This window comes from Paenibacillus andongensis, from assembly GCF_025369935.1.
Taxonomy (GTDB): domain Bacteria; phylum Bacillota; class Bacilli; order Paenibacillales; family NBRC-103111; genus Paenibacillus_E; species Paenibacillus_E andongensis.
Map to the genome: position 1 here is coordinate 376,021 of NZ_CP104467.1, position 26,769 is coordinate 402,789.

At 47.0% G+C, this 26,769-nt stretch carries 28 protein-coding genes, 1 rRNA gene and 2 pseudogenes; 19 read left to right on the top strand and 12 right to left on the bottom strand.

Annotated features, from left to right (window positions below):
• Positions 1–164: 164 nt before the first annotated feature.
• On the bottom strand, positions 165–572 hold the full coding sequence (locus NYR53_RS01780; RefSeq protein WP_261303661.1) for a DUF1761 domain-containing protein: 408 nt from the start codon (positions 570–572) through the stop codon (positions 165–167).
• A gap of 158 nt (positions 573–730) precedes the next feature.
• On the bottom strand, positions 731–1,477 hold the full coding sequence (locus tag NYR53_RS01785) for a response regulator (RefSeq protein ID WP_367618656.1): 747 nt from the start codon (positions 1,475–1,477) through the stop codon (positions 731–733).
• Positions 1,478–1,930: 453 nt separating this feature from the next.
• On the opposite strand from NYR53_RS01785, the gene pdaA reads away from it, so the two are divergent.
• The 4 genes from pdaA to tpx all read left to right on the top strand — a co-directional run bounded on the left by pdaA (position 1,931) and on the right by tpx (position 4,788).
• Entirely contained in the window at positions 1,931–2,665 is a 735-nt protein-coding gene (gene pdaA / locus NYR53_RS01790; protein WP_261306241.1) for a delta-lactam-biosynthetic de-N-acetylase, read from the top strand.
• A 251-nt stretch (positions 2,666–2,916) separates the two neighbouring features.
• A complete protein-coding gene (gene trxB / locus NYR53_RS01795) occupies positions 2,917–3,846 on the top strand; it encodes a thioredoxin-disulfide reductase (protein ID WP_261303662.1) in 930 nt (309 codons plus the stop codon).
• Positions 3,847–3,877: 31 nt separating this feature from the next.
• Entirely contained in the window at positions 3,878–4,189 is a 312-nt protein-coding gene (gene trxA / locus NYR53_RS01800; RefSeq protein ID WP_261303663.1) for a thioredoxin, read from the top strand.
• Between the two features lie 74 nt (positions 4,190–4,263).
• Positions 4,264–4,788, top strand: a complete 525-nt coding sequence (gene tpx / locus NYR53_RS01805; RefSeq protein WP_261303664.1) for a thiol peroxidase — start codon at positions 4,264–4,266, stop codon at positions 4,786–4,788.
• A gap of 53 nt (positions 4,789–4,841) precedes the next feature.
• Here tpx and NYR53_RS01810 read toward each other — a convergent pair whose 3' ends face one another.
• Entirely contained in the window at positions 4,842–7,172 is a 2,331-nt protein-coding gene (locus NYR53_RS01810; RefSeq protein ID WP_261303665.1) for a UvrD-helicase domain-containing protein, read from the bottom strand.
• 60 nt (positions 7,173–7,232) lie between these two features.
• Here NYR53_RS01810 and NYR53_RS01815 point away from each other — a divergent pair, with 60 nt between their 5' ends.
• From NYR53_RS01815 to NYR53_RS01820, 3 genes and pseudogenes are all read left to right on the top strand, one after another.
• A complete protein-coding gene (locus NYR53_RS01815; protein ID WP_261303666.1) occupies positions 7,233–8,096 on the top strand; it encodes a YihY/virulence factor BrkB family protein in 864 nt (287 codons plus the stop codon).
• Positions 8,097–8,302: 206 nt separating this feature from the next.
• Positions 8,303–8,394 (top strand): annotated as a pseudogene (locus NYR53_RS34590) (23S rRNA (pseudouridine(1915)-N(3))-methyltransferase RlmH); the annotation flags it as partial.
• Positions 8,395–8,400: 6 nt separating this feature from the next.
• Positions 8,401–8,475: pseudogene (locus tag NYR53_RS01820) on the top strand (23S rRNA (pseudouridine(1915)-N(3))-methyltransferase RlmH); the annotation flags it as partial.
• A gap of 90 nt (positions 8,476–8,565) precedes the next feature.
• Here NYR53_RS01820 and NYR53_RS34375 read toward each other — a convergent pair.
• The 4 genes from NYR53_RS34375 to rrf form a co-directional block, all read right to left on the bottom strand.
• Positions 8,566–8,826, bottom strand: coding sequence for an aquaporin (locus NYR53_RS34375; protein WP_367618610.1), 261 nt, complete (start codon positions 8,824–8,826; stop codon positions 8,566–8,568).
• Positions 8,756–9,169 carry an aquaporin gene (locus NYR53_RS01830; protein ID WP_261303668.1) on the bottom strand — a complete coding sequence of 138 codons (414 nt, stop codon included), beginning with the start codon at positions 9,167–9,169 and terminating at the stop codon, positions 8,756–8,758. The genes NYR53_RS34375 and NYR53_RS01830 overlap by 71 nt, the downstream gene beginning before the upstream one ends.
• 130 nt (positions 9,170–9,299) lie before the next feature.
• Positions 9,300–9,716 (bottom strand): hypothetical protein, encoded by a 417-nt coding sequence (locus NYR53_RS01835; RefSeq protein WP_261303669.1) that lies wholly within the window; start codon positions 9,714–9,716, stop codon positions 9,300–9,302.
• An 84-nt stretch (positions 9,717–9,800) separates the two neighbouring features.
• Positions 9,801–9,917: ribosomal RNA gene (gene rrf, locus NYR53_RS01840) — 5S ribosomal RNA — on the bottom strand.
• A gap of 117 nt (positions 9,918–10,034) precedes the next feature.
• Between rrf and NYR53_RS01845 the strand changes: the two genes are divergently transcribed.
• The 4 genes from NYR53_RS01845 to NYR53_RS01860 all read left to right on the top strand — a co-directional run bounded on the left by NYR53_RS01845 (position 10,035) and on the right by NYR53_RS01860 (position 13,431).
• Entirely contained in the window at positions 10,035–10,664 is a 630-nt protein-coding gene (locus NYR53_RS01845; RefSeq protein WP_261303670.1) for a TetR/AcrR family transcriptional regulator, read from the top strand.
• A gap of 348 nt (positions 10,665–11,012) precedes the next feature.
• Positions 11,013–11,270 (top strand): hypothetical protein, encoded by a 258-nt coding sequence (locus NYR53_RS01850; RefSeq protein ID WP_261303671.1) that lies wholly within the window; start codon positions 11,013–11,015, stop codon positions 11,268–11,270.
• A gap of 351 nt (positions 11,271–11,621) precedes the next feature.
• Positions 11,622–12,623, top strand: coding sequence for a helix-turn-helix domain-containing protein (locus tag NYR53_RS01855; RefSeq protein WP_261303672.1), 1,002 nt, complete (start codon positions 11,622–11,624; stop codon positions 12,621–12,623).
• Between the two features lie 148 nt (positions 12,624–12,771).
• Positions 12,772–13,431, top strand: coding sequence for a peroxiredoxin-like family protein (locus NYR53_RS01860; protein WP_261303673.1), 660 nt, complete (start codon positions 12,772–12,774; stop codon positions 13,429–13,431).
• Positions 13,432–13,732: 301 nt separating this feature from the next.
• Here the strand turns inward: NYR53_RS01860 and NYR53_RS01865 are convergent, their stop codons facing one another.
• The gene (locus NYR53_RS01865) at positions 13,733–14,173 is read right to left on the bottom strand and encodes an SRPBCC family protein (RefSeq protein ID WP_261303674.1); all 441 of its coding nucleotides are present in this window, start codon (positions 14,171–14,173) and stop codon (positions 13,733–13,735) included.
• A 507-nt stretch (positions 14,174–14,680) separates the two neighbouring features.
• Positions 14,681–16,093 carry a pyruvate kinase gene (gene pyk / locus NYR53_RS01870; protein ID WP_056833568.1) on the bottom strand — a complete coding sequence of 471 codons (1,413 nt, stop codon included), beginning with the start codon at positions 16,091–16,093 and terminating at the stop codon, positions 14,681–14,683.
• 123 nt (positions 16,094–16,216) lie between these two features.
• Between pyk and NYR53_RS01875 the strand changes: the two genes are divergently transcribed.
• Positions 16,217–16,999, top strand: coding sequence for an AraC family transcriptional regulator (locus NYR53_RS01875; protein WP_261303675.1), 783 nt, complete (start codon positions 16,217–16,219; stop codon positions 16,997–16,999).
• Between the two features lie 7 nt (positions 17,000–17,006).
• Here the strand turns inward: NYR53_RS01875 and NYR53_RS01880 are convergent, their stop codons facing one another.
• Positions 17,007–17,738, bottom strand: a complete 732-nt coding sequence (locus NYR53_RS01880; RefSeq protein WP_261303676.1) for a DUF3105 domain-containing protein — start codon at positions 17,736–17,738, stop codon at positions 17,007–17,009.
• Between the two features lie 234 nt (positions 17,739–17,972).
• Between NYR53_RS01880 and NYR53_RS01885 the strand changes: the two genes are divergently transcribed.
• From NYR53_RS01885 to NYR53_RS01900, 4 genes are all read left to right on the top strand, one after another.
• On the top strand, positions 17,973–19,376 hold the full coding sequence (locus NYR53_RS01885) for a methyl-accepting chemotaxis protein (RefSeq protein WP_261303677.1): 1,404 nt from the start codon (positions 17,973–17,975) through the stop codon (positions 19,374–19,376).
• Positions 19,377–19,644: 268 nt separating this feature from the next.
• Positions 19,645–20,241, top strand: a complete 597-nt coding sequence (locus NYR53_RS01890) for an ECF transporter S component (RefSeq protein ID WP_261303678.1) — start codon at positions 19,645–19,647, stop codon at positions 20,239–20,241.
• Positions 20,242–20,245: 4 nt separating this feature from the next.
• Positions 20,246–21,727: an ABC transporter ATP-binding protein gene (locus tag NYR53_RS01895; RefSeq protein ID WP_261303679.1), complete on the top strand. Its 1,482-nt coding sequence runs from the start codon at positions 20,246–20,248 to the stop codon at positions 21,725–21,727.
• Positions 21,718–22,512, top strand: a complete 795-nt coding sequence (locus NYR53_RS01900; protein ID WP_261303680.1) for an energy-coupling factor transporter transmembrane component T family protein — start codon at positions 21,718–21,720, stop codon at positions 22,510–22,512. The genes NYR53_RS01895 and NYR53_RS01900 overlap by 10 nt, the downstream gene beginning before the upstream one ends.
• A gap of 61 nt (positions 22,513–22,573) precedes the next feature.
• On the opposite strand, the gene NYR53_RS01905 is transcribed toward NYR53_RS01900, so the two are convergent.
• Together NYR53_RS01905 and NYR53_RS01910 are read right to left on the bottom strand one after the other, a co-directional pair.
• Entirely contained in the window at positions 22,574–22,969 is a 396-nt protein-coding gene (locus NYR53_RS01905; RefSeq protein ID WP_261303681.1) for a YuzC family spore coat inner layer protein, read from the bottom strand.
• Positions 22,970–23,066: 97 nt separating this feature from the next.
• Positions 23,067–23,753: an ArsR/SmtB family transcription factor gene (locus NYR53_RS01910; protein ID WP_261303682.1), complete on the bottom strand. Its 687-nt coding sequence runs from the start codon at positions 23,751–23,753 to the stop codon at positions 23,067–23,069.
• Positions 23,754–23,925: 172 nt separating this feature from the next.
• On the opposite strand from NYR53_RS01910, the gene NYR53_RS01915 reads away from it, so the two are divergent.
• The 3 genes from NYR53_RS01915 (at position 23,926) to pfkB (ending at position 26,766) form a co-directional block, all read left to right on the top strand.
• A complete protein-coding gene (locus NYR53_RS01915) occupies positions 23,926–24,810 on the top strand; it encodes a DMT family transporter (protein ID WP_261303683.1) in 885 nt (294 codons plus the stop codon).
• Between the two features lie 217 nt (positions 24,811–25,027).
• On the top strand, positions 25,028–25,813 hold the full coding sequence (locus NYR53_RS01920; protein WP_261303684.1) for a DeoR/GlpR family DNA-binding transcription regulator: 786 nt from the start codon (positions 25,028–25,030) through the stop codon (positions 25,811–25,813).
• Positions 25,810–26,766 carry a 1-phosphofructokinase gene (gene pfkB, locus NYR53_RS01925; protein WP_261303685.1) on the top strand — a complete coding sequence of 319 codons (957 nt, stop codon included), beginning with the start codon at positions 25,810–25,812 and terminating at the stop codon, positions 26,764–26,766. Before NYR53_RS01920 ends, pfkB begins: the two co-directional genes overlap by 4 nt.
• The last annotated feature ends 3 nt before the right edge of the window (positions 26,767–26,769 follow it).

Sequence of the window (26,769 nt, forward strand, 5' to 3'; positions counted from 1 at the left end):
GGAGCTATTCAAAGAAAAAAAGCATGTACAATTGCAGGTTTACCACAACCGTAGTCACTTCTTCTCGTTAAAGTTCGCTTCAACCCAAAACATATAAATCTTTATCTTTTAAAAAAAAAGAGCGTCTCCTATGGAGGCGCTCTTGTGATTCTATCCCAGCTACATTACGACTGCCAGGCTCCAATGATAATGCCAGCAATCAAATAGGATACCAAGTGGTAGCCGATGGTGATGAAATAAAGCTGCAGCTTGCTGTTCTCAAACAAATAATTCATTCCGATTTTCAGCGAAATGCTCAGTCCGATAATAAGGCCAATCATAAGCCCTGTCAACCAAGTTGTCTCACTTCCAAGTGTTAAGAGAAGTGCCAAGATAAAAGCACCACCTAGCGCTGTTAGTGCCGTGAGGATGTAAGTGAGTGGGCTTCCACCTTTCATCTCTTCCATTTTCATATTGCGCAGCTTGACCCATGCGTTTCCGAATAAGACCGGTGAATACCACAGGAATCCAAGTATCATGGTGCTTAATGTCGCCACAAGTACGGCCAGGTAGTTTACTTCTAATAGATTCACAATTTTAGCCCCCATTAAATAATGAATTAGGTGTACAGGAGCATTGTATCGTGGAGTTTCTTGGTTGTAAAAGCTTATTTACTAAAATGCATCTGGTACGAAAGTATACCATCAGATGCTGTGAAGGTAGTAGGGTTAAATTACTCAAAAGGACGAAGTCACGAATCGTATGGCGAGATACAATAGGTTTGTAAGTGAGATCGCGGAACTGCTTGACCTATAAGGCAAAAAAGATTCGGCGGGTTAATTCCGGCGGATCTTTCCTTGTATTTATCGCTGCATTTCGAATTGCACAAGTCCTTTGGATAAGCGTATAAGGCGGCTTGCGTGCGATCAGCTAAAACTAATTTGGCTAACACCTGACTCACATGCTTTTTCACTGTAAATTCTGTTATATAGAGGGCGCTGGCGATTTCCTTATTGGAAAGTCCTTTGCCAAGAGACATAAGGACTTCTAGCTCTTTGGGTGTTAATTCAGATAGTTCCTGTTCTTCGCTGCGGGGTTTATCGCCCATCATAGATCCCATTAAGACAGGATCATAGTATTTGCGACCACGGGCAACGCTTTCAACGGCATATAACAAGTCTTCGGGAAATGCTTCTTTCAGACAGATGCCTTCAACCTGCATAGATTGGGCTAATTGAAGCTCACTTCGAGTTACCGATGAGGTTAAAATGATGTATTTGCAAGTATGGCCTGACCGCCTGGCCTCTCGAATCAAGTCCAGTCCATTTTCGTTCCCCAAATTTAAATCAACGAGTACCAGATCAGGGTTTGTCTGCTCAAGCAGCCGTAGAGCCTCCTTCACATTCGCAGCTTCCCCAACAACATTCATCGATTGGCCGGATGATACAACCGTGCGAATTCCTTTGCGAACAAGCGGGTGATCATCAAGGATAATCATATTAATCAAGCTGGTTCCCCTCCAAAGTGATCTTAACTATGTTTATATATAGTACTAATTACCTATTACTATTTACCTATGTTAACCGAGTGGCTTCATTGTATAACAAAATATGCCAAAAGACCATTAAGAATTCATAAAGTTTAGGAGAAGTTAAGCACGTCCTTACATTTTTATGCAACTTACTCTTTCAAATTTTTGGTTCCATATATGGGAATGACGACGGGTTCTCTCCCATTATTATGGCGACTACAAAAGGTGTATATGCATATGCTTTTCGAGCTGACATTGTGGATGCCTTTGGGAAAGTGATAGATTGAAAAAAGAACACATAATCTCCGTCTAACCTGTGGCATATTAGTAACAGTCTAAGCAGACTGTACCAATCCACTGAAGGCAAGGAGTGAGTGTTTAACCGTGAAATACATGCGAATTCTGACGATCGTGCTCGCTATGCTGCTCGGGCAAGCGACGATGGTATCTGCCGATGGGTCATATCATTTTGGGTTTAAGAAAAGCGTAAACGGACAGCCTCCGTCGATTGATGAAGAAGGCTTCAAAAGCCTTTTGAAGCAGCGAGGGGCAATTTTCACAGGCGATCCAGCCATCAAGGAATTGTACTTAACCTTCGATAATGGTTATGAGCAGGGCTATACCGGTAAGATTCTGGACGTGCTGAAGGAAAAGCAGGTACCTGCGATCTTTTTCGTGACGGGGCATTATATCAAGACGGAACCTGAGCTGTTAAAGCGAATGGCACAGGAAGGTCACTTGATCGGCAACCATTCTTGGAGCCATCCGGATATGAGTCAAATATCGGCAGAACGCATCCAGAAAGAACTAAATCAAGTGAGAGATGAGGTCAGCGCTCTCACTGGGCAAAAGGAGATGCGCTATCTGCGCGCACCGCGGGGAATATTTAATAGTCAATCGTTAGCCGTTAGTCAGGCGCTTGGCTATACGAACGTATTTTGGTCCGTCGCTTACCGCGATTGGGAGCCGAAGCATCAGAAGGGCTGGGAATACGCCTACAAAAATGTGATGGCGCAGCTGCATCCAGGTGCCGTCATTTTGCTCCATTCGGTGTCCAAGGATAACACGGAAGCACTGGCGAGAATCATTGACGATGCGAAGAGTAAGGGCTACCAGTTCAAGAGTCTCGATGAGATGCAAAGTCGGACGCCGTAAGGTATTTTTTAAAGTAAGAGTCGTAGCAATATAAAGCAACGAACGTAAGAAGAAGGGAACTATCCAATTGCCGCTTAAATGGCAGGGTAGTTCTTTTTTTGTTTTGAGGTCAGACATCTCAATTATATTGCACACAAATTAATTGTTGACAATTTTAAATGGAATTGGTATGATTCATTCATAAGGTTGTTTGAAATTAAATTGCTAACAAATAAAAAACATATAGTAGAAGTATCAAAGGAGGCATTCCTATGCATCACAAAGCGATCATTATCGGAACTGGACCTGCGGGGTTAACTGCAGCGATTTACTTGGCAAGGGCGAACATGTCGCCTCTAGTCATAGAAGGTATCCAGCCTGGAGGGCAGCTAACTACCACCACAGAAGTAGACAACTTCCCAGGATTCCCGGATGGCATCACGGGGCCGGAGTTGATGGATAATATGCGCAAACAGGCATTGCGTTTCGGCGCTACGATTCAGTCAGGTCGGGTCACTGAAGTCGATATGTCCAAACGTCCATTCACTTTGTTCTTAGAGGATGGCGGGCAATTGACGGCGGATTCGCTGATCATTTCCACAGGGGCAACGGCTAAGAAACTGGGTATCCCCGGTGAATCCGATAATATCGGGAAAGGCGTTAGCACCTGTGCAACTTGCGATGGATTTTTCTTCAGGAACAAGAAGATTATCGTGATTGGCGGTGGGGATACAGCGATGGAGGAAGCGCAGTTCTTGACTCGATTCGCTTCCGAGGTGCGCGTTGTGCATCGTCGTAACGATCTGAAAGCATCGAAAATCATGCAAGATCACGCCCGCGGCAATCAAAAAGTGGCCTGGAGCCTCAATCGGACACCACTTGAAGTTGTAGCTGGACCTCTCGGAGTAACTGGACTTAAAGTGCTCAATAACGCAACGGGTGAGGAAGAGCTGCTGGAGGCCGATGGGATTTTTCTAGCGATTGGGCATACTCCGAATACTGGCTTTCTAGGCGGACAGCTGCCAACAGATGAGCTCGGATATTTGCAGGTTATTCCCGGAACTTCCCAAACGACTGTTCCCGGCGTATTCGCCTGTGGGGATGTTCAGGATCGCATCTATCGCCAAGCGATTACTTCAGCAGGAAGCGGTTGTATGGCGGCACTAGATTGTGAAAGATTTATTTCAGAACAGCATGCTTAATGCTTTTTACTATAAAAAGGAGGAAGTAGCCATGTCAGTAAAACAAATTTCCGATGCCACTTTTAACAACGAAATTGAAGCGGGTATTGTACTTGTAGATTTTTGGGCACCTTGGTGCGGACCTTGTAAAATAATCGCTCCGATCCTAGATGAACTATCTGCTGAGATCGGCGATGCAGCCAAAATCGTGAAAATCAACGTGGATGATAACCCAGAATCTGCTTCCAAATATAACGTCATGAGTATCCCTACACTGCTCGTTTTCAAAGATGGTCAATTGGTTGATCAATTGGTTGGGGTGCAACCCAAAGAGAAACTTAAAGCTGTTATTGATAAAGCCTAACAAACAATAAATAACATCGAACCAGAACGAATCTAATGAATGAAAACATTTAAAATCACAGGAGGAATACGCATATGACACAGGTACAAGAACGCACAGGGGTAGCAACAGTTGGAGGAAATCCAGTTACCTTGCTGGGACCAGAGATTAAGGTTGGCGATCAAGCGCCAGATTTTAAGGTAAATAAGGATTTGATGACAGAGGTAAGCCTATCGGATTATGCAGGCAAAGTGAAGTTGATTTCGGTCGTCCCTTCCGTGGATACAGGTACATGCGATGCACAGACGCGGCGCTTCAATGTGGAAGCAGATAAGCTTGGGGATAATGTCGTCATTTTGACAATTTCGGTGGATCTTCCTTTTGCGCTGAGTCGTTTCTGCGGGGCTGCAGGCATTGATAAAGTCCAAACCTTGTCTGATTATAAAAGCCGCGCTTTCGGTCAAGCGTATGGTGTCTTGATTAAAGAGATTCAGCTCGATCAGCGTGCGATATTCATCTTGGATGAGAACAATACGGTTCGTTATGTGGAGTATTTAACGGAGATGAAGGAGCATCCAAATTATGATGCGGCTTTAGAGGCTTTGAAGGAACTTGTGTAAAGAAAAGAGAGCAGCATTCCCTATGGGGATTGCTGCTCTTATTATTTGTGGGGTCAACGAGTGAGCGTAACCATGCGGCTGCCCTTGACCATGGCTGCGCTGCACAAGGGGCACGCCTTCGCCGCAAGCTTCGCTTCCTGCGGCGAAGAGATGCGCGACCAGGCCTTGCAGCCGGCCTGCTCGCAGATCCACGCCGCGACCCGCTCAGTCGCGGCGGCGGGCTTCCCAGCAGCGGCCGGGCGCCGCGCCGCTGCTGAACCCACAGCCGCAGCAGGCTTGCGGCTCTCTAACAAGTCCGCTCCAGGGAACGCGGACAGCAGGAAGCGGGAAGGCTCCGCCTTCTTCCCGCGATAGAACGCCGGCGAGCTGATCAGCAGCTCCGCCTTGGCGCGCGTGACCGCGACGTAGGCGAGTCGCCGTTCTTCCTCCAGCGCGGCGGTTCCCTTGTCGCGCCCAACAACCCCAGCCATCTTCACATCGTCCAGATGGCTGGCATCGAGTGCCGTGCTATGCGGCATATTGCCCTCAATCGCACAGAGCAAGTACACGATCGGGAACTCCAGTCCCTTCGATTTATGAATCGTCATGAGCGAAATTTTATTCGCGAATTGATCTTTTTGGAGCCGACTCATTTCGGTGCGTTTTTCCGCGACCTCATGGATAAAATAAAGAAATTGCTCCACACTATCGAACCGCTTGGCGGAAGATTCCAGCTCGTCCAGCGTTTCCTTCAGCATCTCTCTGTGATGCGTCAGCTTGCTGCGCTTGTTCGTCTCTAGGAAAGCATCATAGAAATCCTTGCGAATCGCCTGAACCGCTTCGAGTGGCTTCATATCAGCAAGCGATTTAAGGAGTCGAATGCGACTTTTCAGCTTTTCTTTCTGAAAATCTTTCAGCTGCGGCAGACCGAGCAGGTGGATGAGCGGCCACTTTTTCGCCTGAATCGCTTCCTGATCTTGAATAATCCGCATGCCTTGGTCTCGTCCTATATATAATGAAGGGAGGACACCTTCTATCGCTTCGAAATTGCGCCGCTCATGGGCAAGCCTTAAGTGATCAATAATCGGCTTCACCATCCACTGATCGTAGAAGGAGTCATTGCTTCCGTAGTCCACAAAGGGCAGATTATGAAGAATCAACTGCTCAATAATCGCCCGACTGTTGCTGGCTGTCCGATACAAAATAGCGAAATCGCCATATTGGCTGCCACCCTCGGCTACTTTAATCCGAATGTCGTTAATTAACCAATCGGCCTCGTCATCGCTATTCATGGGTTTCACGTACTGCGGCTTCCGATCACTTTCCTTCGTGGCAAGGAGGGTCTTCGACTTCCGCTGCACGTTGTGTTTGATAATGGCATTCCCCAGACCGACGATGCTTGAAGTAGAACGGTAATTAATATCAAGAGTGACCGTCTTGGCAGCAGGATACTTTTCATGGAACTGTAGAATAAATTCATTTCGCGCCCCATTAAACGAATAAATCGTCTGGTCATCGTCACCAACGACCATCAAATTCTCGTGATTCTTTGCAATCATTTGAATGATTTCGTATTGCACGGTATTCGTATCCTGAAACTCATCGACGCTGATATAAGTGAATTTTCGCTGCAGCGAGCGCAGGACATCGGCATTTTGCTGCAATAAGTGGTAGGCTTTGATCAAAATATCATCAAAATCAATCTTCTGCTGCTCCATTTTCCACTGCTCATACTGCATGAAAATCCGCTTCACTTCTTTATCTTCTTCTGTTCCTTCAGGGAGGTCTTCGATATCGATCAGCTGCATTTTATAAGAAGAAAGCAAGGAAATGAGCACTTCGGGTTGGTAGGTATCCTGCAGCCCCATGCCTAGCATGATGCGCTTGAAGACAATTTGCTGATAGCGGCTATCGCTCAGAATTTCTTGTTGTAAGCCGTTCATTCGCAATAATCTTAGGCAAAAAGCGTGAAATGTCCGAACCTGCATCGTATTGGTCATACTATGATCAAGGCCTGGCATGGATGTGAGGCGTTCCCTCATCTCTTCGGCTGCTTTTTTCGAAAAAGTAATCAACAATAAATTCGACGGATGAACCCGGTGCACACGCAGTAAATAAGCGACTCGGCACACCAAAACAGTTGTTTTCCCGGAACCGGCTCCAGCCAGGGTAAGTAAGGGGCCTTTGAAATGGCGCACAGCTTGAACCTGCGCTTCATTCAGTAGAATCTGATTATTTTCCAAGTCGCGGAAAAAGTAAGCGTCACGATCGCTATCTGACACAAAATCGGAACTAGTCGTTAAAAGCGCCATACGCGCATGCGGAATTGGCCGCTCTATGGTTTGTTTCGTGCCTAATGGTGTAGGGTAAATAGAAAGAGAAGTCAAATTGATCACCTGTTTCATAGCAATACTGGACTACCTATTCTATCACATTTATTGACTGATGAAAGGACCTATATACATATGGGGATATCTTACTTAAAATTGCTTTGGACTCAATTCGAGAAGCACGATGCCACGGGGCTTGCTGCCCAATGCGCTTACTATTTTCTGCTATCGCTGTTTCCCTTTCTACTCTTCATTTTGAGTTTATTAGGGTATTTGCCATTTACGTCGGATGATGTCATAGGACTCATTAAAGAATATATTCCGGGGGCCGTCGCCGGTTGGCTCGAGGAAATGCTTAGCAATCTGCTTGATGTAAAAAGAGGAGGCGCACTTTCCTTCGGGTTAATATTGGCTTTGGTGAGTGCCAGCGCAGCGATGAATGCGATCGTCATTGCTGTTAACAAAGCTTACGGGCTGCCGGAGCGCAAAAGCTTCATACACTCGCGTTTTCTCGCTGTGATGCTAACGCTGGGCATGCTCATTGTCATCGCTTCAGCACTGCTGCTCAGCGTGTTTGGCCATTGGATTGGGGATTGGACGCTTGCCCACATTCCGATATCAACGAAACATGTGGCTTTGTGGAATAACCTGCGCTGGATTGTGAACTTTATCATCATATTTGTGGTTTTCATCGGCATCTACTATATAGCGCCTAATACATGTCTGACCTGCAAAAGCGTCCTTCCTGGAGCGATTTTCGCGGCAGTTGGGTGGCAATTAACATCCTTCGGCTTCTCCTTCTATGTCAACAATTTCACCAACTACAGCGCCACTTATGGCAGTGTCGGGGGAATCATCGTGCTCATGACGTGGTTCTATATTTCGGCGCTCATCATTATCATCGGCGGTGAAATTAATGCGATTAGGCATGTGAAGAATCAGATTCATAGGGTGCCATTAGATAAAAAGGATACGACAACGAATAAAAACCGAATCTGATTGATGGTCAGAGACGGTTTTTTGTTCTTGTATAGGGAATTAAGATTTTCGTTATCTGTGGATAAATTGTGGATAAAATTGTGGATAAGTGATTTGTCACCCGCAGGGTGAGTTTGTTCTTTGGGCGCGGAAGAAAAAACCTCGACTGGATGAAATTGATTGGATTACATTCAATGATGTCTCATGACATCGGCGATTCTCGGTTTATGCATATACAGATATTAACCGTAGGGAAATGAAGGAGCGCTATCTCGTGAACGGGATAGCGGAGTATGTGAAGCGCCTTGGGCCGTATGCCTAGGTGCTGATGCGGCTGGTGCTGGTGGAGCAGATTTATCACGCGATGCGGATAAATCGCGGGGAACCGTATCACAAGTGACGCAAATTTTTAGGAGAGCTCTAAGCGGGGAGCTCGATAGGGAAAGTGAGATATAGCCTTATTTATTCGTGTAAGAAGCGAAAGAACCTGCTAGAATTGCGCCCATAACCGTAGCGACAATATAAACCCACATATAGTCGTATGTTCCCGAGACAATAGCCGGCGCAGTGATCGAGCTGGATTCATTGAAGCACCGCTGATCGGTCCGGCGAACAAAGCCTCTAAGCCGACCATCCCTCCGATTGCTATACCAGCAACCCTTTTACAGTTTCTCCATGAACTATTGATAGCGGAATGACCAGCATAAGAGCGAGAGAAAGAAAGAATTCCAACATAAATGATTGCTCCCATGACCGCTTGGAAGCGTAGCTCCTAGATGAGCGATGTTCCCGAACAACCCAAGCAATACGGAACTTGCCAATATCGCGCCAGCTATTTGCGTACTAAGATACCCAATTGTCGTTATAGCGTCGATATCACCGCATATCAAGAAAACAACCATAACCGCCGGATTAAAGTGAGCCCCTGAAATATGACCAACTGCATAAATTAGAACTACCACAATGAGGCCAAATGTTATTGCGATGCTGATGTGTGGAATAAGATCTGTCAAGCTATTGACCATAACCGCACCTGTCCCCGTAAATACCAACATGAATATTCCGATAAATTCAGCTAATAAGCATCTCTGCATAACTATGTTAATAAACTCCGCTTTTTAATAGGACATCTAAACGTATTCTTTTTAGTTAAGGCCCCTAAAAACCGAATGCGAAACGTTCCTAGACTACTGAATGGGGAAGGTCCTCAATGAAAATGATTCCTTAGCTTTTCGAAATCGCTTCGCCTAATTGTTCGTTGGTCAACGCTTGACCACCAATGCCCCATGCTCCATCGACTGCATGAATAACGTTGATCCAGATGTGCTCTTTCGGTAAATTTCCACCTGACATTTCATGAATGATGTCGGTCGCTTCTGCGAAAAACCCCTGTTGAATTTCTCGGGTATTAAATGCTATCGACGGCGTTTTCCATTCAATAAAAGCGACAGGCGCTTCTTTCGAACCAGAGAATGTATGCTCTTGCGAAATGATATGAATGGAGCCGACAATGTTTGGTGTCATGACCTTGTTACCGCTAAGCCCATGCCATTTTAGCATGGTGTCACTTAGACGCGAGAACGCTAGTTTCTCGGTTCCTTGGGGTAAAACACCTTCTGTAAGAGTAAGAGTAAGAGGCATGCACGTACATCTCCTTTGGATTCTGTTATCGGAACTGTTTCGCTATTCGGTTTTCAAGGAACAAAGATGAGTTCTAGAGGACCCGCGTGGCAACGTCCTAATCTCCCAGAACCTTGCGGTTCAAGTACCATTGGCGATGGAGGGCTTAACGGTCGTGTTCGGGATGGGTACGCGTGTGACCCCTCCGCTGTTGTCACCAAACGGATCGCTAGAAATTCTCTTGTTACTTAAATTTTGGAGTGTTCACTCCACTATTTGTGAACTCATCATAACGTTACGATTCTGGATTGTCAACTCCACTTTTGGTATACTACAAGTATGGAAAACTTAATTGATATCAAAAAGCAAGAGCAACGGCTGACGAAAAAGGGAAAAGAGACACGAGCGCGTATCGTCGCCGCCGCCGCCAAACTGATGTTTGAGCGAGGTGTTGCCGGTACAAGCGTGGAAGACGTTCAGGGGGAGGCGAAGGTAAGCGCCTCTCAGCTATATCATTATTTCAAGGAAAAGCGAGAGCTCGTTCTGGCGGTCATTGTGTATCAGACCGAGTGTGTACTGGATGCCCAGGAGCCTTTACTGAGCCATCTGGACAGTATGGAGGCGCTGCGAACTTGGCGGGATGCGATCGTACAAGTTCAGATTGAACGGCAATGTCAGGGGGGGTGTTCCATCGGCTCGCTTGCCAGCGAGCTGGCAGATACGGAACCGGAGGCTCGTACCGAACTCGCGTCCGGATTTGTACAGTGGGAGCACTCCATTAGACGAGGACTTCGCGCAATGCATGAGCGCGGCGAGCTGAGAGCCGATGGTGATCCGGACGGCCTCGCGCTTGCGCTGCTGACCGCCCTTCAGGGCGGCCTTCTTCTTACGAAGGTCCGCAGGGAGACGAGTCCACTCGAAGCGGGATTGGACGCCATGCTCGCGCACATCCGCTCGTTCATTGTCTGAAGTGCCGCCAGTAAATGCGGCGGATATGCTAAGGTGTATTGCAAATCCATCGACTGCGACGGATTAGACTGACTGCAGAATAACATAGGCTTGTTTCGGTCGCTGCAATCTCCGCATAAAATAGCCTAAAAAAGGCTGCGCTATGAAAAGTAAATTGGCATTTTCGACATTGTTTATCACCGTCTTGCTGTTTGGTGTGCATCACCACCCACATCTTTTGCTTTAATTCAAGAACCAAACGGCCTCTCCCTAACTAGCTTTTGAATTCCTTTTCATATCGCTGCTAATATTTTTCTCGTTATTGCATTAGTACTCAATTGGCAGAATCGAATACGGAGAAATTAAGTTTTGGTTGTACTGGCAATTTATCTGGTTATACGGGTAGCCACTTTTGCTTATTTTGCTCCTGAGATTATCGCTTTTGAGAACACACCTGCACAAGGGCTTTATTCTCAGGAACTTGAAGCTCGTGCTGAACGATGGACCATCCGCAGCTGGTTCCGAACGATTGGTGAAACCGGAATTAATATTCTGCTTTTACTAGCCATCATTCAACCAGGAAAAGAGATAAGCATGCGGCATAAAAAGAACAACTGGAATCTATGAAAGCCATGCCCAGCTAATTGCTCAGCGATTGTAAATGGTGAACTGTTTCGGCCATTCGAAGAGGGTACCCAAATGGGTACCTTTAAATTTCGCTTTATGGATGATACGCTGAACCGTACCACAAGTGACGGCGAAAAACTTTGGGGTGTGAACTACACCACAAAGAGTGGACCGAAAAGAAGACGCTACAAACTGTTCTGATGAAATGGTATTCTTGTGACAGAATACGGAGAGAGCGAGTGATGGTTGATGATTATTAAAAAAAGGGAAAGGGTGAGCGACTCACAATAGAGGAGGTAATGGTTTTATACAACAATATAGAACTAATGGACATTCAAGCTGAAGTTCTATATGTTCAAGGTCATTAACGGGGGTGTGAAAACGATGGGGATTACCGACTTTCATCAGAACTTTAATCTTGTCTTCGATGGGCTCCAATTATACAGACAGACGGGTAACCGAACAGAACGGATGAAGCTTCATTCACAGATGGGGGAGGGCTCCATTCATCGCTTAGTGCCCCGTGCAGATCTAGGGATGGCGATCGCTGAGTTTAAGCTGCACAACAATCAAACGGTGGATCTTCACACAGAAACGGCTATGGTTGAACTGAGCTGCTGCTTACAAGGTACAAGAGAAGTCCATGTCTCCGGTGTTCAATATCAGGTGACCCCTGGAAGCTATGCTCTTCAATTTGCCAATCCTGCAAGGTCTAGTATGCATTTTGGCAGTGATCAAGCTTTTCACGTGCTAAGCATCGGTATTCCCATCTCAACATTTCATCATTTTATGGAGGATGTTGGCGGCGCGCGATCGGTCGACTTCCACCGAATCATCGGGGGGCAGTCCTATCGTATGTTCCAGGAAACCATGGATCCAGTGGCGGTCGTCCTTCTCAAGAAGATGTTGGATTCTGCCAGAGGGCAGGGTACGCGAAATCTTGAGATAGAGTGCGGAATACTAGAACTGATGTCCCGTGCCTTCCGTACCTTCTTATTAAACGATAAGCCGGTATCGACCAAGCTGTCCAAGACCGATAGGGCAAAAATCGAACAAGCAAAAGAAATTGTTTTGGCAAGGATGGCAGCACCCCCTTCACTGATAGAACTATCCCGTTTGATTGGCTTGAATGACTACAAATTAAAAATGGGCTTTAAAGAAATAAACGGCACAACGGTGTTCGGTTACCTGAGGGATCAGCGTCTGGAGAAAGCGTATCGTCTGTTGGAGAAGGGCAACACCAGCGTGCTTGAGGTGTCTTATGCGGTGGGTTATTCGAATCCCAGCTATTTCGCGGAAGCTTTTCGGGAAAAATACGGCGTCAACCCCGGCGCATTCGTTCGGCGTTCGTGAAGCTCTCTTCTCAATCACTCTTCGGAGTGTTTTTTTGTATGTGATAATGCGATGCTCCCGCTAACCAGCAATAGGCTCCGTCTACAGGTAGAGGCTGGGTGAAGAGCATGGTACGTTTGTTGCATATCAGGGATGGGAGAGATGAGAGATGGCAAATTCACAAAATCCGAAATTGAAAGACGAACTGGAAGCTATGACGAAACATGGAATAGAAGTTCTCCCTAAGGAGGTCATAGAGGCCTTCGAGCAATCGATCCAAGGGCTCCGGGACTCAGGCATCGCCAAGGGTTTGGTAGTAGGGGCAAAGGCTCCTGATTTCACCTTGGATAATCAGACGGGGAAATCCATTACCTTATCTGAGGAAAATGCGAAGGGACCCGTCATCCTCACCTTCTATCGCGGAGAATGGTGCCCGTTTTGCAATTTGGAGTTAAGAGCGTATCAGCGAATTATGGACAGCATTCACGAAGCCGATGCACAACTGTTGGCTATTAGTCCCCAAACTCCAGACCACTCATTGAACTTTCAGGAGAAGAATGAGTTAAGCTTTCACGTTTTGAGTGATTTGCGCAATCAGATAGCAGAGAAGTATCAGCTCATATTTAAGCTCCCGGACAATCTGCATGAAATCTACCGATCGCTCGGTTTCGCCTTGGAAGAATTTAACGGTAATGATTCCTGGGAACTTCCTGTACCTGCAACTTATGTCATTGATAAGCAGGGGATTATCCGTATGGCAAGCGTGAACCCCGATTACAGAACACGGATGGAGCCTGTTGAAGTATTGAACTTTCTCCGTTCCTTGTAGCAGTGGGTATTATAGGCACGCTTCGGGGGGGGGGGGGGGGGAGGAAAGCGGCACTTAAGTCGCCTTCAATCCGAAAAATAGGTTATCTAAAGGGTCTATAAGAAGGGAGGAGCCTGCTGCAGCAGGTTTCTTCTTTGTTTTCGCCGATAGACCCGTTAAGCTGAACCGTATCACAAATAGTGGTAAAGCAGAAAATAGAAATAGTCGTGGGCGTGAGTGAATTGAAGAGCTTAATTTGGATAACGAAATGATAGGGATAGCCGTTGTTCTCCCTATCATCTGATTTATCTCTTTTCTCGTCTCAATCGACGAAAAATTCTCTTTCAGCTATTTTCTTTATACTGTCTAATGTTTCTTCCCAGTTCTTATCTGAATGTTCGTACATAGTCCCAGTAGAAAAATTACTGTGTTTTAATTTCAATATCGTATTGTTATCTTGGTTCAACAACGTAAATCTGATGACTGAATAGTTTTCTGGGTTATCGTCGGTCCCGGAGAAACCGCTCCAGTAGTTATAGGAGAAAACTTTGGGAGCTTCCAACTCTAAGAGGTGTCCTTTATCTTCGAACGCTTTGCCTTCCCAAGTGAAGGAAAAGGAAATCGGCTGGCCTACTATCCAATTGGTCTTCATGGTGACTCCCAGCCATTGTTTAATAAAATCAGGGTTTGTAAGTACATGCCAAACAGTCTCTTTTGTTGCAACAATTTCTCTTTGCTTGTCAATAGATAACATGCTGCTCATAATCTCACACCTTTCTTGATATTTCAATTATTCGGAGAATATAAAAATATTATAATAAGATGAAAAGCTATGTATCGTAAAAATGCGACAGGAGGTAAAATAATGGCCACTGAAATAAGACCAATCTAAAGGGGGAGAGCTGATCGGGCTCAATGTATACCATGTGGTGGAACTTGTTCAAAACAAATTTACTGTAAAACCTACATCAAATTACTCGTTAGCTGCAAGTACCGTTAGATTACCTGCATTTCCTACATCAAATTTTCCCGAAAACGAGGGTTTTCAGCCTTTTGAACAAAATTAGCTGCACATTTGCAGTTATTTCCTTTCCAATGGGGTTAAACCCATAATTTTGATGTACGAAATGCAGTTAGCGTGACTTTAGGCGAAGTGCAGGGGAGATTCTCGAGCTACCCAACAAAAAAAGACACCCAGAGGTGTCTTTCGCAGTACATTTCGTATTAGTTTGGTGAAGGATACTGCAGACGGTTATCTAATACTTCAATTTTAAACCCGCTCAACCTTCAACAAGTTAGTCGTGCCCGATTTCCCCACTGGGATACCGGCCGAGACAACGGTTAGATCACCCTTCTTCACGTAGCCGAGCGTCTCAGCTTGCCCGATGGCAGAGCGGATCATCGCATCGGTAGAGTCGCAGAATTCGCCAAGGACCGGGATAACGCCTTGCACCATGCTCAAGTAGTTGATCGCATATTCATTGGACGTCACCGCGATAATCGGCGCTTCCGGGCGGTACTTCGCGATCATCCGAGCGGTGAAGCCGCTCTCCGTTGGCGTCAAGATCGCTGCAGCGTGCAGCTTGTTAGCGGATGACACGACCGCTTGGCACAACACCTCAGTCACTTCGTTGTTCGACTGAAGCTGCGCGTCGATCAAGGAGCTGCGCTCCATGGTTTGCTCGACACGTTCGGCGATCGTCGCCATCATCGTCACGGACTCGATGGGATACTTGCCTGCGGCTGTCTCGCCGGAAAGCATGACAACGTCGCTGCCGTCGAGCACGGCATTCGCCACGTCACTCACTTCTGCGCGTGTTGGACGAGGGTTGCGCTGCATGGAATCCAACATTTGCGTCGCCGTAATAACAGGCTTGCCTGCTAAATTACATGCGCGAATCATGTCCTTCTGCGCAATCGGAACTTCCTCCGTTGGAATCTCGACGCCTAGATCGCCCCGCGCAACCATGATGCCGTCGGAAGCTTCAAGGATCGAAGCGAAATTCGTCATGCCTTCTTCGTTCTCAATCTTCGAAATAATTGGCGTAAACGCTGCGCCGTGCTGTTCCAAAATCGCGCGAACTTCTCTAACATCATTCCCGTTACGCACGAAAGACATCGCGATGATGGAAATATTCTCTTCAACTCCAAACTTAATATGCATCACATCGCGCTCAGTGACACCGGGCAAGGAGGTGCGCACGCCGGGCAAATTAACGCCTTTACGCTGCTTCAAGACACTTTGATTCAAGACGCTGCAAGTCACTTCAGTACCGTCGATCATTTCTACTCTAAGCTCGATAGAGCCGTCATCGATAAGAATGAGATTTCCCGGCTTAACATCCTGCGGAAGGCCAGGGTAATTCACAGAAACACGGCTGGAATCGCCGATAATTTGTTCAGTTGTAAGCACAATGTGATCGCCGCTTTGCAAATCGTAGGAAGCATCCTTCAATTGACCGATGCGGATTTCCGGTCCCTTAATATCCATCAGAATAGGGATGATAACACCAAGCTCGGCAGCTGCTTGACGTACACGCTGAATGCGTCCCCGATGCTCATCTAAATCGCCATGAGCCATATTTAATCTGGCGACGCTCATGCCCGCGCGAATTAATTCTTTAAGAGTAGGGACGGAATCACAAGCAGGTCCCATGGTACAAATGATTTTTGTTTTACGCATGGTAGTTAGGACTTCCTTTCGATTGTGACGAATGAATTTTGGCTTCATTATATGCCTAAATGAGCCGAAGTTCTATGAACTATAGTATGATATATGTACTATAGTATGCAGGAAGGTGAAGTTATGCAGGTGATAACCTTTACGTATGACAAGAGCAGCAATTGGTACAAGGAAGAACTGGAGGGATGCCTCCACTGGACTCTCGTTCTTGTTACGTATGGCCGATGTGTATATTGGATCAATGAGAAGAAGCAGGTAGTGGAGAAGGGGCAATGGCTGCTGATTCCGAGCAAAGTCCCCTTTTATGGAAGAAGTGTACCGACCCAGATCCATGAAAAGTACGTTGTTGGGTTCACCGCTAATGCTGTACAGGAGCTGTTCCCACTCCTCCAACTGCCGCACTATACCAGCCGATTAACAGGTAAATACGAGTTGATTGTCGATCGTTTGCGCCTTATCCATCAGCAGTGGCAAGACAAGCAATCTTATTACCAAACGCTGTGTGAAGCGCTGCTCAAAGAGCTGTTTGTTTATCTCCATAGAGAATGGGATCAAGATACGACATCGACGGCCACTGCGCAGCTAGTGGAGCAGATGAAAGGCTACATTCAGAACCATTACCGCGAGCATGTGACCAAGGACGAGCTTGCCGCGTGCATAAGCCGATCTCCGAACTACACGGCAGCGCTTTTTCGCAAAGTGACAGGTCAAACAATCAGTGAGTTCGTCCATGCCACAAGAATGAAAACGGCCATCTACATGCTCAGACATTCCGCCCTGTCAGTGACCGAGATCTCCGAGTTCATCGGGTACAATGACCCGTCTTATTTTTACCGTGTATTCAGGCGATTAACCGGCTTAGTGCCAACGGATTTAGTATCCGACCGGGAGACGATTCGGAAGTAGTATCTAGTTACATCGTACCGCCGCCGCGGCGTACTTCAGAAGGAATTTGTTCAGGTCCTTTATCAATGTTCTGGTAGATGAACGTCCCGACACTTGCTTCGTCAAACTTTGTAAGCTGCATCGTTTTCGTCCATGCTGTCACGACGACCTCCTGATCGCTGGGTACATCTGGATTCGGTACAGCAAGTACACCAGCGCCGGCTTTCTTGAAATGCGTCAAATAGTCGAGGCGATCCTGCAGTTCTTTAGGAGCATCCGGATGGTAATGAATGATGATATCGCCGTGCTCTAAATTATGAACAAGCATTTCATAGGAGGGCCTTTCCTTATAAAAGCCGAACTTTAAGTCATGTGGACTATGTGTACCGGAAGTCGGGATTTTCATTTCATAGGAAAGTGTACCCTCAGCATGCCCTCGTCCATAATCTTTATCTGTCACAACCTGAATAGGAGCATTAAAATTCAATTTTTCTACACTGTATTTGCTGGAATTTTGCTGAATAAGCGATGTTCCCACACAACATATCGCGATAATAACGAGCGTGTGAGAGAGAAGCAGCCAGGTCTTTTGCTTTTTTTTCAGGGCCTGTTTCTCCACCTTTTTCAATCGACTTGTGTTGTGTTTGTGCGCTTTCGCAGCCAACACATAGCCAATAATTGACAAAACAAAAATAGCCAAGCCTATGTAAAGTAAAATAGCCATAAAATCAGGTCCGTGCTGCATGGTTGAATGATCCATGATAAATGATCTCCTTTTAGAATAAATTTTTAACTATCAACACTACATATTGTAGTTTCACTATTAGCTAGAAGTCAATTTCTGCTTAAAGATCTCGTTCTTTATCATTTGAAATAGAGGATTATTCAAATCCTTTGTTGAATGATGTAATAAAATGTCATTTCATGTAGAAACAAAAGGAGAGAAGTTTCAGTGTCAGAACAACAATTAGAGTTACACAGAAGAAATGGATTAATGGTTAAACTTTTATGGGGATGCTTGGTGCTTATGATCGCCGTATCCTATAACTCACCGAAAATAATCCTGACTTTACTAGCTAGCGGAGCACCGATTGCTCTTCTATGTACCTTGTTAAACTGGAAAAAAATCTGGGTGCCTTACACGATGTATGTCATTGCCGTAGGATTTAACATCATTTCTTATTTCTTTATGGCCAAGGACCCGACCTTGTCCAGTATTCTAATTTTGTATCTCGGTTTGACTCTCGTTTCTTTGTATATGAACTTTCGACCGCTGCTGCTTAATGGCGTGATTGGACTTATTAATTTGAACTATTTTTGCTCCACATTGTCCGGAGATTTCGACCTTATTAGCATTAATGTTTTCTACTTGCTGACGATTTTAACATTGGTAGGGCAAGGTCAAATTGGAACTAGGATGCTTGCTAATGTGGTGAAGAGTGGGAAAGAGTCTGAGATGTCGCGTGTGAAGTCAGAAGAAATTCTGACGGGCGTCCGTACAACAACAGAAGTGCTTGGAACATCCAGCAATACGCTTCAAGAAAATGCGTCGGTTACAGGCAGAATTACCGAAGAAGTCGTGGCTGCTTTTCAAGAAATTTCGATTGGTATTGAGTCGCAGGCCACCAGCATTACGGATATTACAACCGCTATTCAAGAAGTGAATGAGACCGTTGAGATGACTTCTTCCGCATCAAGCACGATGAGCAGCAGATCCCGTGATACGGCGCGGATGACGAATGAAGGCAAAACTCAGATGGAGGATTTGTCGCTCAAAATCAACGATATTACCGTTATCGTGACCGAAACGTCCGAAATTATGAATGCAGTCAATGAAGAAAATGTGAAAATCGGAAATATCGTGACAACGATTGCCGACATAGCGAATCAAACGAATCTCTTGTCGTTAAATGCTTCCATCGAGGCTGCCCGCGCAGGTGAGCATGGTAAAGGCTTCTCCGTTGTTGCGAACGAAATTCGTAAGCTGGCGCAGAATGCGCATGTGGCATCCACAGACATCTCGGAAATTCTAGGCTCTATTCAAGACAAAGTAGAGACCGCTGTAGAGAAGGTTGCCGTCGGCATTACCGCCGTAGAATCAGGTAAGAAATCAGCGGAAAGCGTCGATCAGTTGTTTGAAGTCATCAACAATAACACGTCTGAAGTCATGGAACAAGCGGAGAACTTGCAGCGTATGAATGCTCAATTGCTAACATCGTCGCAAAGAGTTGCAGAGGAAATGACGTCCGTTGCAGCGATTACCGAGCAATCCGCAGCATCCGTACAAGAGGTGCTTGCTAGCGCCGAAGTGCAGCAAAGGCGTGTTGAAGATATCGTAGACAGCATTCGACAGCTGAACGGATTGACACATGATTTGCAGCATTTGATTGAAAAATAGAGCGAATGCCCCAAAAAAAGGATTGCCAAAAAGTTGGCAATCCGCTACAGTTAAGCCAAATGAATAGCAACACGGGTGCTTGATGAAGTCAGGCTGAGATAGTGGCCCTATGCCGCTGACCGTTAATCTGATCTGGGTAATGCCAGCGTAGAGAATGAAGTGCCTTGTTTAGCACTAATTTTATGCCTGCCGCTACCCGGTGGGCTTTTTTTCGTGTTCGCCTATCTCATTTTACACATCTATAAATGAAAAGGAGTCGAACAAACAGATGGCACAAAAAGAAACAACGGCTAAGGGTTTGAAATTGACGGATATTTTGATCACCATTGTGATCGCAGCGGTGTTTGGGGTGATTTATCGCGTATGGGGGCCGATGTACGATGTATTGAAACCATTCGGTCTTCACGCGGAGCAGCTGAGCTATGGCATGTGGTTTATGGCAGCAACCTTTGCATTTCTGGTTATTCGCAAACCCGGCGTTGCCTTATTGGCTGAGGTAGCGGCTGCGACGATTGAGGCGCTTTTTGGCGGCTCATGGGGTGTCTCGACGCTTGTTTATGGGCTGCTGCAGGGGCTTGGTGCTGAACTCGTTTTTGCACTCTTCCTTTACCGTCGTGCAAATGTGGGTGTTACAATCCTAGCATCCTTTGCATCCGCCGTTTTATCATTGCTTGTGGATAATTACTATGGCTATATTGATCAACTGACGTTCTGGAACTATTGTTTGTTTATTGGACTCCGTTTGTTGGGCAGCGCATTGATCGCCGGCGTATTCGCTTACTACTTAGCGGATGCATTAGCTCGTACCGGTGTGCTCAGTCTAGTTCGCCCTGTTTCTAAGAAAGATTACGACGCATTGGGGTAACGTGATGAGCGAAGGAATGAGCGTTGCGAATCTAAGGTTAAAATATCCCGGAGAAGACGCCCCCCTGTTATTTCAGGGGGTTTCCTTTTCGATTGAGCCGGGGGAGAAGGTGCTGCTTCTGGGGCCGAGCGGCTGCGGCAAATCAACCCTGCTTCAAGTGCTAAGCGGTATTGTCCCTCATATTGTAGAGATTCCGCTCAAGGCCGATAACATTCACACCCCAAGCCGCTCAGGCTATGTCTTTCAAGATCCGGAGACACAGTTCTGCATGCCGTACGTGGATGAGGAAATTGCTTTTGTCTTGGAAAATTTACAAGTTCCTCGTGAGGAGATGCCTGCTCGTATCGCCTATTATTTGGAGTTGGTGGGACTTCAATTAGAAGACACCCATATCTTGATCGGGAATCTGTCGCAAGGAATGAAACAGCGGCTGGCTATTGCGAGTGTGCTCGCCCTAGAGCCGGAAGTACTGTTCCTTGACGAGCCTACGGCGCTTCTGGATGAAGAAGGCACAGCGCAGGTGTGGGAAACGATTCGAAGGATTAGTGCTGAGAAGACTTTGGTTATCGTGGAGCATAAAATAAGCGGCATCATGGGATTCATTGACCGTTTGATCGTCATGTCACCAGATGGCGGACTTTTAGCGGATGGTCCACCTCAAGAGGTGTTCGAGGCTTACAAACAGCAAATGATCGAGTACGGGATTTGGTACCCTGGGGTTTGGGACGATCATGAGATGGCGTTAAAAACAACCTCCCCCCCTCAGACTACGGCGCCGGTCATGACCCTTCGCGATTATGTAGGGCTGCGCGGAGGGCAGATCAAGACCTCTGTGGATAACTTGTGCTTTTATCCTGGCGACTGGATTACCGTTGTCGGCGCTAACGGCGCGGGCAAAAGCTCGCTGCTGCTGGCGATCATGCGGCTCATCCCGACCCGCGGCAGCTGCTGGATCGAGGGGGTTAAGGGCAGCAAAGTCGAGCAGCTTGCGGAGCAAGTCGGCTTTGTGTTCCAGAACCCCGAATTCCAATTCGTCACGAATTCGGTGGAGGAAGAGCTGGCCTACTCCTTGCCGGAGGCGGATGAGGGGCGGGGTGTGCAGCAGCAGCAGGCGGCTATAGAGCAGCTGCTTAGGGAATACGACCTGCTGGCGCTGCGCAAGAGGCATCCGTTCCAGCTGTCGATGGGCCAGAAGCGGCGCTTAAGCGTGGCGTCCGCGATGGTGCGCGGGCCTCGCATTCTGCTGCTGGATGAGCCCACCTTCGGGCTTGATGCGCGCGGCACGCTGCGCATCTTGCAGCAGCTGGAGCGGCTGCGGGCGAGCGGAACTGTGATCGTGATGGTCACACACGATCTGGAGATTGTGAAACGCTGCGCCACGCGCGTTTGGCGGGTTGAAGATGGGCATGTGAAGGAATGGCCGGCTGAGAAGCTGCCGGCCTCCGCTGCACCTGCCCCGGAAGGGGCTGCGATGCTATGCAACTAACATTCGCGTATCGTGAAACCTGGGTGCACCGGGTGAATCCGGCTGTGAAGCTTATTCTGTCCATCCTTCTATTTGTTGTTGTCGTGTTCACGCATAATCTGAATGCCATGATGTATTTGACTTTGGGCGCACTGGTGCCGCTATTCTTGTTCTCAGGCCATCCCATGAAGCGGCTGCTGCTCTATGCTTCACCGTTCCTGCTTATCTTCCTATCCTCTTCAACGGGGATGATGATGTTCGGCAGCGGAGATACGCTTTGGTACCAGCTGGGCTTCATCCGAATCACCGAAGAAAGCTTCTACCGCGGCATCCATCTTGGCTTTCGGGGCCTTCAAGTTGCCGCGGTTGGACTGCTGTTTAGCTTGACTACACGGCCAGTCGCGCTGTTCTATGCCATGATGCAGCAGTGGAAAGTCGCGCCGAAATACGCCTACAGCTTCCTCGCCGCGCTGCGCATGCTGCCGCTCATGCTCGAAGAGTTCCAAACTCTTCGTTATGCGCTGAAGGTGCGGGGCAAGAAGAAGCGTAATCCTATCACAGGATGGTATACGACGCTGCGAATGTATGCCATTCCGCTGCTGGCCCAGAGCATACGCCGTGCCCACCGGACGGCAGTGGCGATGGAAGCGAAGCGTTTTTCCTCACAAAAAAATCGGACTTATTATTATGTATCTTCCTATTCGATGTTAGATGTTTACTATATCTTTTATTGGCTTGTGCTCGTCATTCTAGCTAATTGGTTGGGGAATGTATGGCCATTGTTGAACGCAGCGGACGTCCGATAAGAAACTTTGAAGAGCAATCGAAACCAACGAACAAGTTGGTTTCGATTGCTCTTTGTTTTTGTCATTTACCCCATTTAAGGGACAAAACCATTTCACAGCACTGTTTCTCCGGGACGCGAGGATCGATAGTGAAATGAACAACGCTTGGTGTAAATCTAGTCAGTATGATGGACTCAATACCGAAAGTTTGAATAATCCGCTCCACTTCTTTCTGATTGCCTTTCTGGGCATTGCTCATCAATTGGCTGGCTATAGCTGGGTCCGCCAGCTTTTGGATTAAGAGAGAGGCGTCTCTAAGTAGGTTCTGAGAGGTAGCAACCGAATGTGAGAGTACCTTTGTATCGACTGGTGGGAAATCACGATCCCACACCCAGTAAGCAGGGTAGTAAACAGCAGGAATAGGGTAACGATCATAGGGTGGATAGGGGAATGTGTCATAGGAAGGAGGATAATTCATGGATGATCTCCTTTGAGTTTTTTGCCAGAAATCCGCTACACCACTATATGTGAATGGGGGCTGGTGTGGTTCCAGTAATTTATGTATTCGTCAGGAGTCACAGCACAACGCCGAATTCATCGGCAAGTCCTTTCAAACCCTCAGGGGTGACGCGTACAGCCCGACTTTCGTGCAGCCGTTCAATCCAGCGAAGTTCGAACAGCCGGCTTGTGAGCGCAGCGCCAAGCGTACCCGAGATATGATGGCGACGCTCACTCCAGTCGAGGCATTGCCGCGCGTAATGGCGCCTGCGTTTGCGGTCTTCCTCGACCTCGACGCCGAATCGTTCCAGTCGCTGCTTACCCGCAGGGGTGAGGATGAAATCCTTGCCTGCCTCCTGCAGCAGGCCTAACTCAAGAAGCCGGTCCGTCAGGGCTACGCCAATCTGGCCGGCTATATGATCATAGCAGGTGCGCGCATAGCGCAGCGCCCTTAGTTGATCTGATTCGCGCAGCGAGCGAATCGGCTTCGGGGAGGCGATGGTTTGCAGCGCCTCCAGCGCATAGGCCACCTCGGCGCTCGCCAGCCGGTAGTACTTGTGCCGTCCATACGACTCATGGACGAGCAGACCGCCTTCCACCATCTTCGATAGGTGAGAGCTTGCTGTCTGAGGTGTAATGCGCGCGAATCGAGCGAGTTCGCTTGCCGGCAGCGACTTGCCACCGAGAAGATTCAGCAGAATCGTGATGCGTGATGGTTCGCCTATCAGTGAAGCCACTTCCACAATATTTGAATTAGTACACATGCCTATTAGCCTCCGCTTCATACAATCATACTTCGATACAGAACGAAATTAATTCAGTTTATAATCGATATATACTAAGGTTAGTATTACAGTCATACTTCGATAATAAACGAAATTTGAGTGTGAATACAACAGGCATCCTGAAAGTGTATGCAGCCTATGGGAGGATATTATGAATCGTTATTTATTTGGATTAATGGTTGTTGTCACAACAACACTGATGGGATCTTCCTTCGCTGTCGGTAAAATGGGTTTGGCCTATTTCTCACCTCTTCTGTTGGCAGGTTGTCGCTTTACACTGGCGGGACTAGTTATGGCTCTGTTTGTGAGAAAAAGGCTGCGTCCAGGTGATCTTCGAGACTGGAGCAAAATCATGAGCGTAGGACTGTTCCAAACGGCTGGCGTCATGGGCTGCATTTTTCTAAGCTTACGCACGATTACTGCTGGTGAATCGTCGATTTTGACTTTCACCAATCCACTACTCGTCATCTTGCTGGGAACGCTGTTTCTAGGCGCAAAATACCGAATATCCCAATGGATTGGAGTCATAATTGGCTTTGCTGGCGTATTTATCACGCTGGGTGTTCACTTGCAGTTGCAAACAGGTACGCTGCTTGGGATGGGATCTGCTATTTCGTGGGCTATCTCAACACTGCTCGTTAAGAAATGGGGTGCCAGTTTCGATGTGTGGGTCCTAACCGCTTACCAAATGCTGTTCGGGGGTCTCCTTCTCCTTATTATGAGTCTGACCTTGGAAACTCCGAAGCTAATCCTAGGAGTATCCGCCATGTTGATTCTTTTATGGCTTGCAATCATGGCCTCCATCGTGCAATTCGCTTCATGGTTCTTCTTATTGAAACAAGGGGATCCTGGTAAAACGAGCGCCTTCTTATTCCTCGCCCCGTTCTTCGGGGTTGTATCAGGGTGGCTGCTGCTTGGTGAAGTCATAGAATGGTTCGTGTATGTAGGGGGATCACTCATCCTTATCGGCATTTTTTTCGTGAATTGGACGTTTTCAGCCCGAACTTGGAGAAAAGCGAAAGTGACCTCATCATAGAAGCTTCTAGAAACCCACCCCTTAAAGCTTTAAGGGTGGGTTTTTCATGCGCGGCAGCTTATTGTGTTGTGATCAAATATGACTATTATGAAAGAAATTACCTCTGGAAAGCGCTTTACAAATAAATATCGATCACATATAATCATAAATGAGATTAAACAATCAAATGTATGACCGTATATGCGCAAATCTATGAAATGGAATAGGGGGGATCGTGATGCTGTTTGAGGAAGAACGTCAGCAGAAGATCGCCGATTATGTTCAAGTAAAAGAGCGTGCGTCCGTTCAAGAACTGGCGCAACATTTTCAGGTGTCTGAATCAACCGTTCGAAGAGATCTGAAGATTCTTGAGGAAGAAGGTAAGCTTCGCCGTACACATGGAGGAGCTGTAGCTTTTGTCAGTGACAATTCAGAGCCTACTTTTGTGGAAAAAGAAGATCGCTATCGTTTACAAAAGGAACTGATAGCCAAAGAAGCCGCTTCTATGGTTCGGGAAGGCGATTCTATCCTGCTCGATTCGGGAACGACAACTTATTATTTGGCTAAGGAATTAAAAACATTCAAAAATCTTACGGTAGTAAGCAATTCCGTTGCGGTAGCTCAAGAGTTGTCTGCCAACACAGGAATCGATTTGATTCTTACAGGCGGTACCTTGCGTCATGAAACGCTGGCAATGGTAGGTCCGTTAGCCGAGAAAGCGCTGGAAACCGTGCATGTTGATAAAGCCTTCGTGGCGATCAATGGTCTGGATCCTGTCATTGGATTGACAACGCCGAATATGTTGGAGGCTTCGACCAAAAGGGCTTTCTTCCGTTCAACCAAGCAAGTGATTTTACTCATGGACCACAGCAAATACGGAAGAGTATCTTTTGCTAAGGTTGCGGCATTATCCGAGATTGACCAGCTGTTGACGGATGACGGTATATCGGACAATGCGCTGAAAGAGCTAGATACGGCTGGGGTTACCGTCAGCGTCGTACAGACGGGTGGGAGGAAGTCATGAAGCCTGTCTTGACGATTACATTGAATCCGGCCTTGGACAAAACGGTAACGGTAGAAGATTTTGTTCTTGGCGGATTGAACCGAATTAAAGAATGGCGAATGGATGCTGGAGGCAAGGGCATCAATGTCGCCAAAGTATTGAAAAATTTTTCCGTTGATGCGACGGCTTGGGGCTTGTGTGCAGGGCGCCAGGGGAATGTGCTGACGGATACACTTACGAGTCTAGGCATTCCGAATTGGTTTGTTCAAGCCAAGGGTGAAACGAGAACGAACCTGAAGCTGTATGTAGAACACACCCGGGAAACAACGGAGTTGAATGAGCCAGGATTCACGGTAGACGATGACGTGTTAAGTCAATTCCTTGATCGTTTCAGAACCGATGTACATCATGTTTCGTTGGTTGTTCTGGGAGGCAGTTTACCAAAGGGAATATCGAGTGATTTCTATAAGACACTGATTCAGATTGCGAATGAGGCAGGTGTTCGGACCGTATTGGATGCCGATGGTGAGCCTTTTGTCCATGGTATTGAGGCTGTTCCCTATGCCATCAAGCCGAACATTCATGAGCTGGAGTCGTTCTTCGGTGAGTCCTTCCGGACGGATCATGAGATTATCGATGCGGCGAGAAGATTAATCGCTAAAGGAATTGCTTACGTGGCGGTTTCTTTAGGTGGAGAGGGATCGATTCTCGTAACGGAGACGGAGGCCATTCGCGCCAAACCTGCTCCAATTACTCCCTTAAGTACAGTGGGGGCCGGAGACTCTATGGTAGCCGCGCTCATTTATTGCATGCTGCATGGCATGTCGCTGGAGGAAGCTGCGAGGTGGAGCTCAGCTGCAGGAACTGTGACAGCTTTGAAGTCGGGAACACAGGTTTGTACGCTTGCTGAAGTGGAAGAAAAACTAGGCAGTGTGAACATATGGTCTATTCCAAAGACAACAAATTTGAATTAAAGG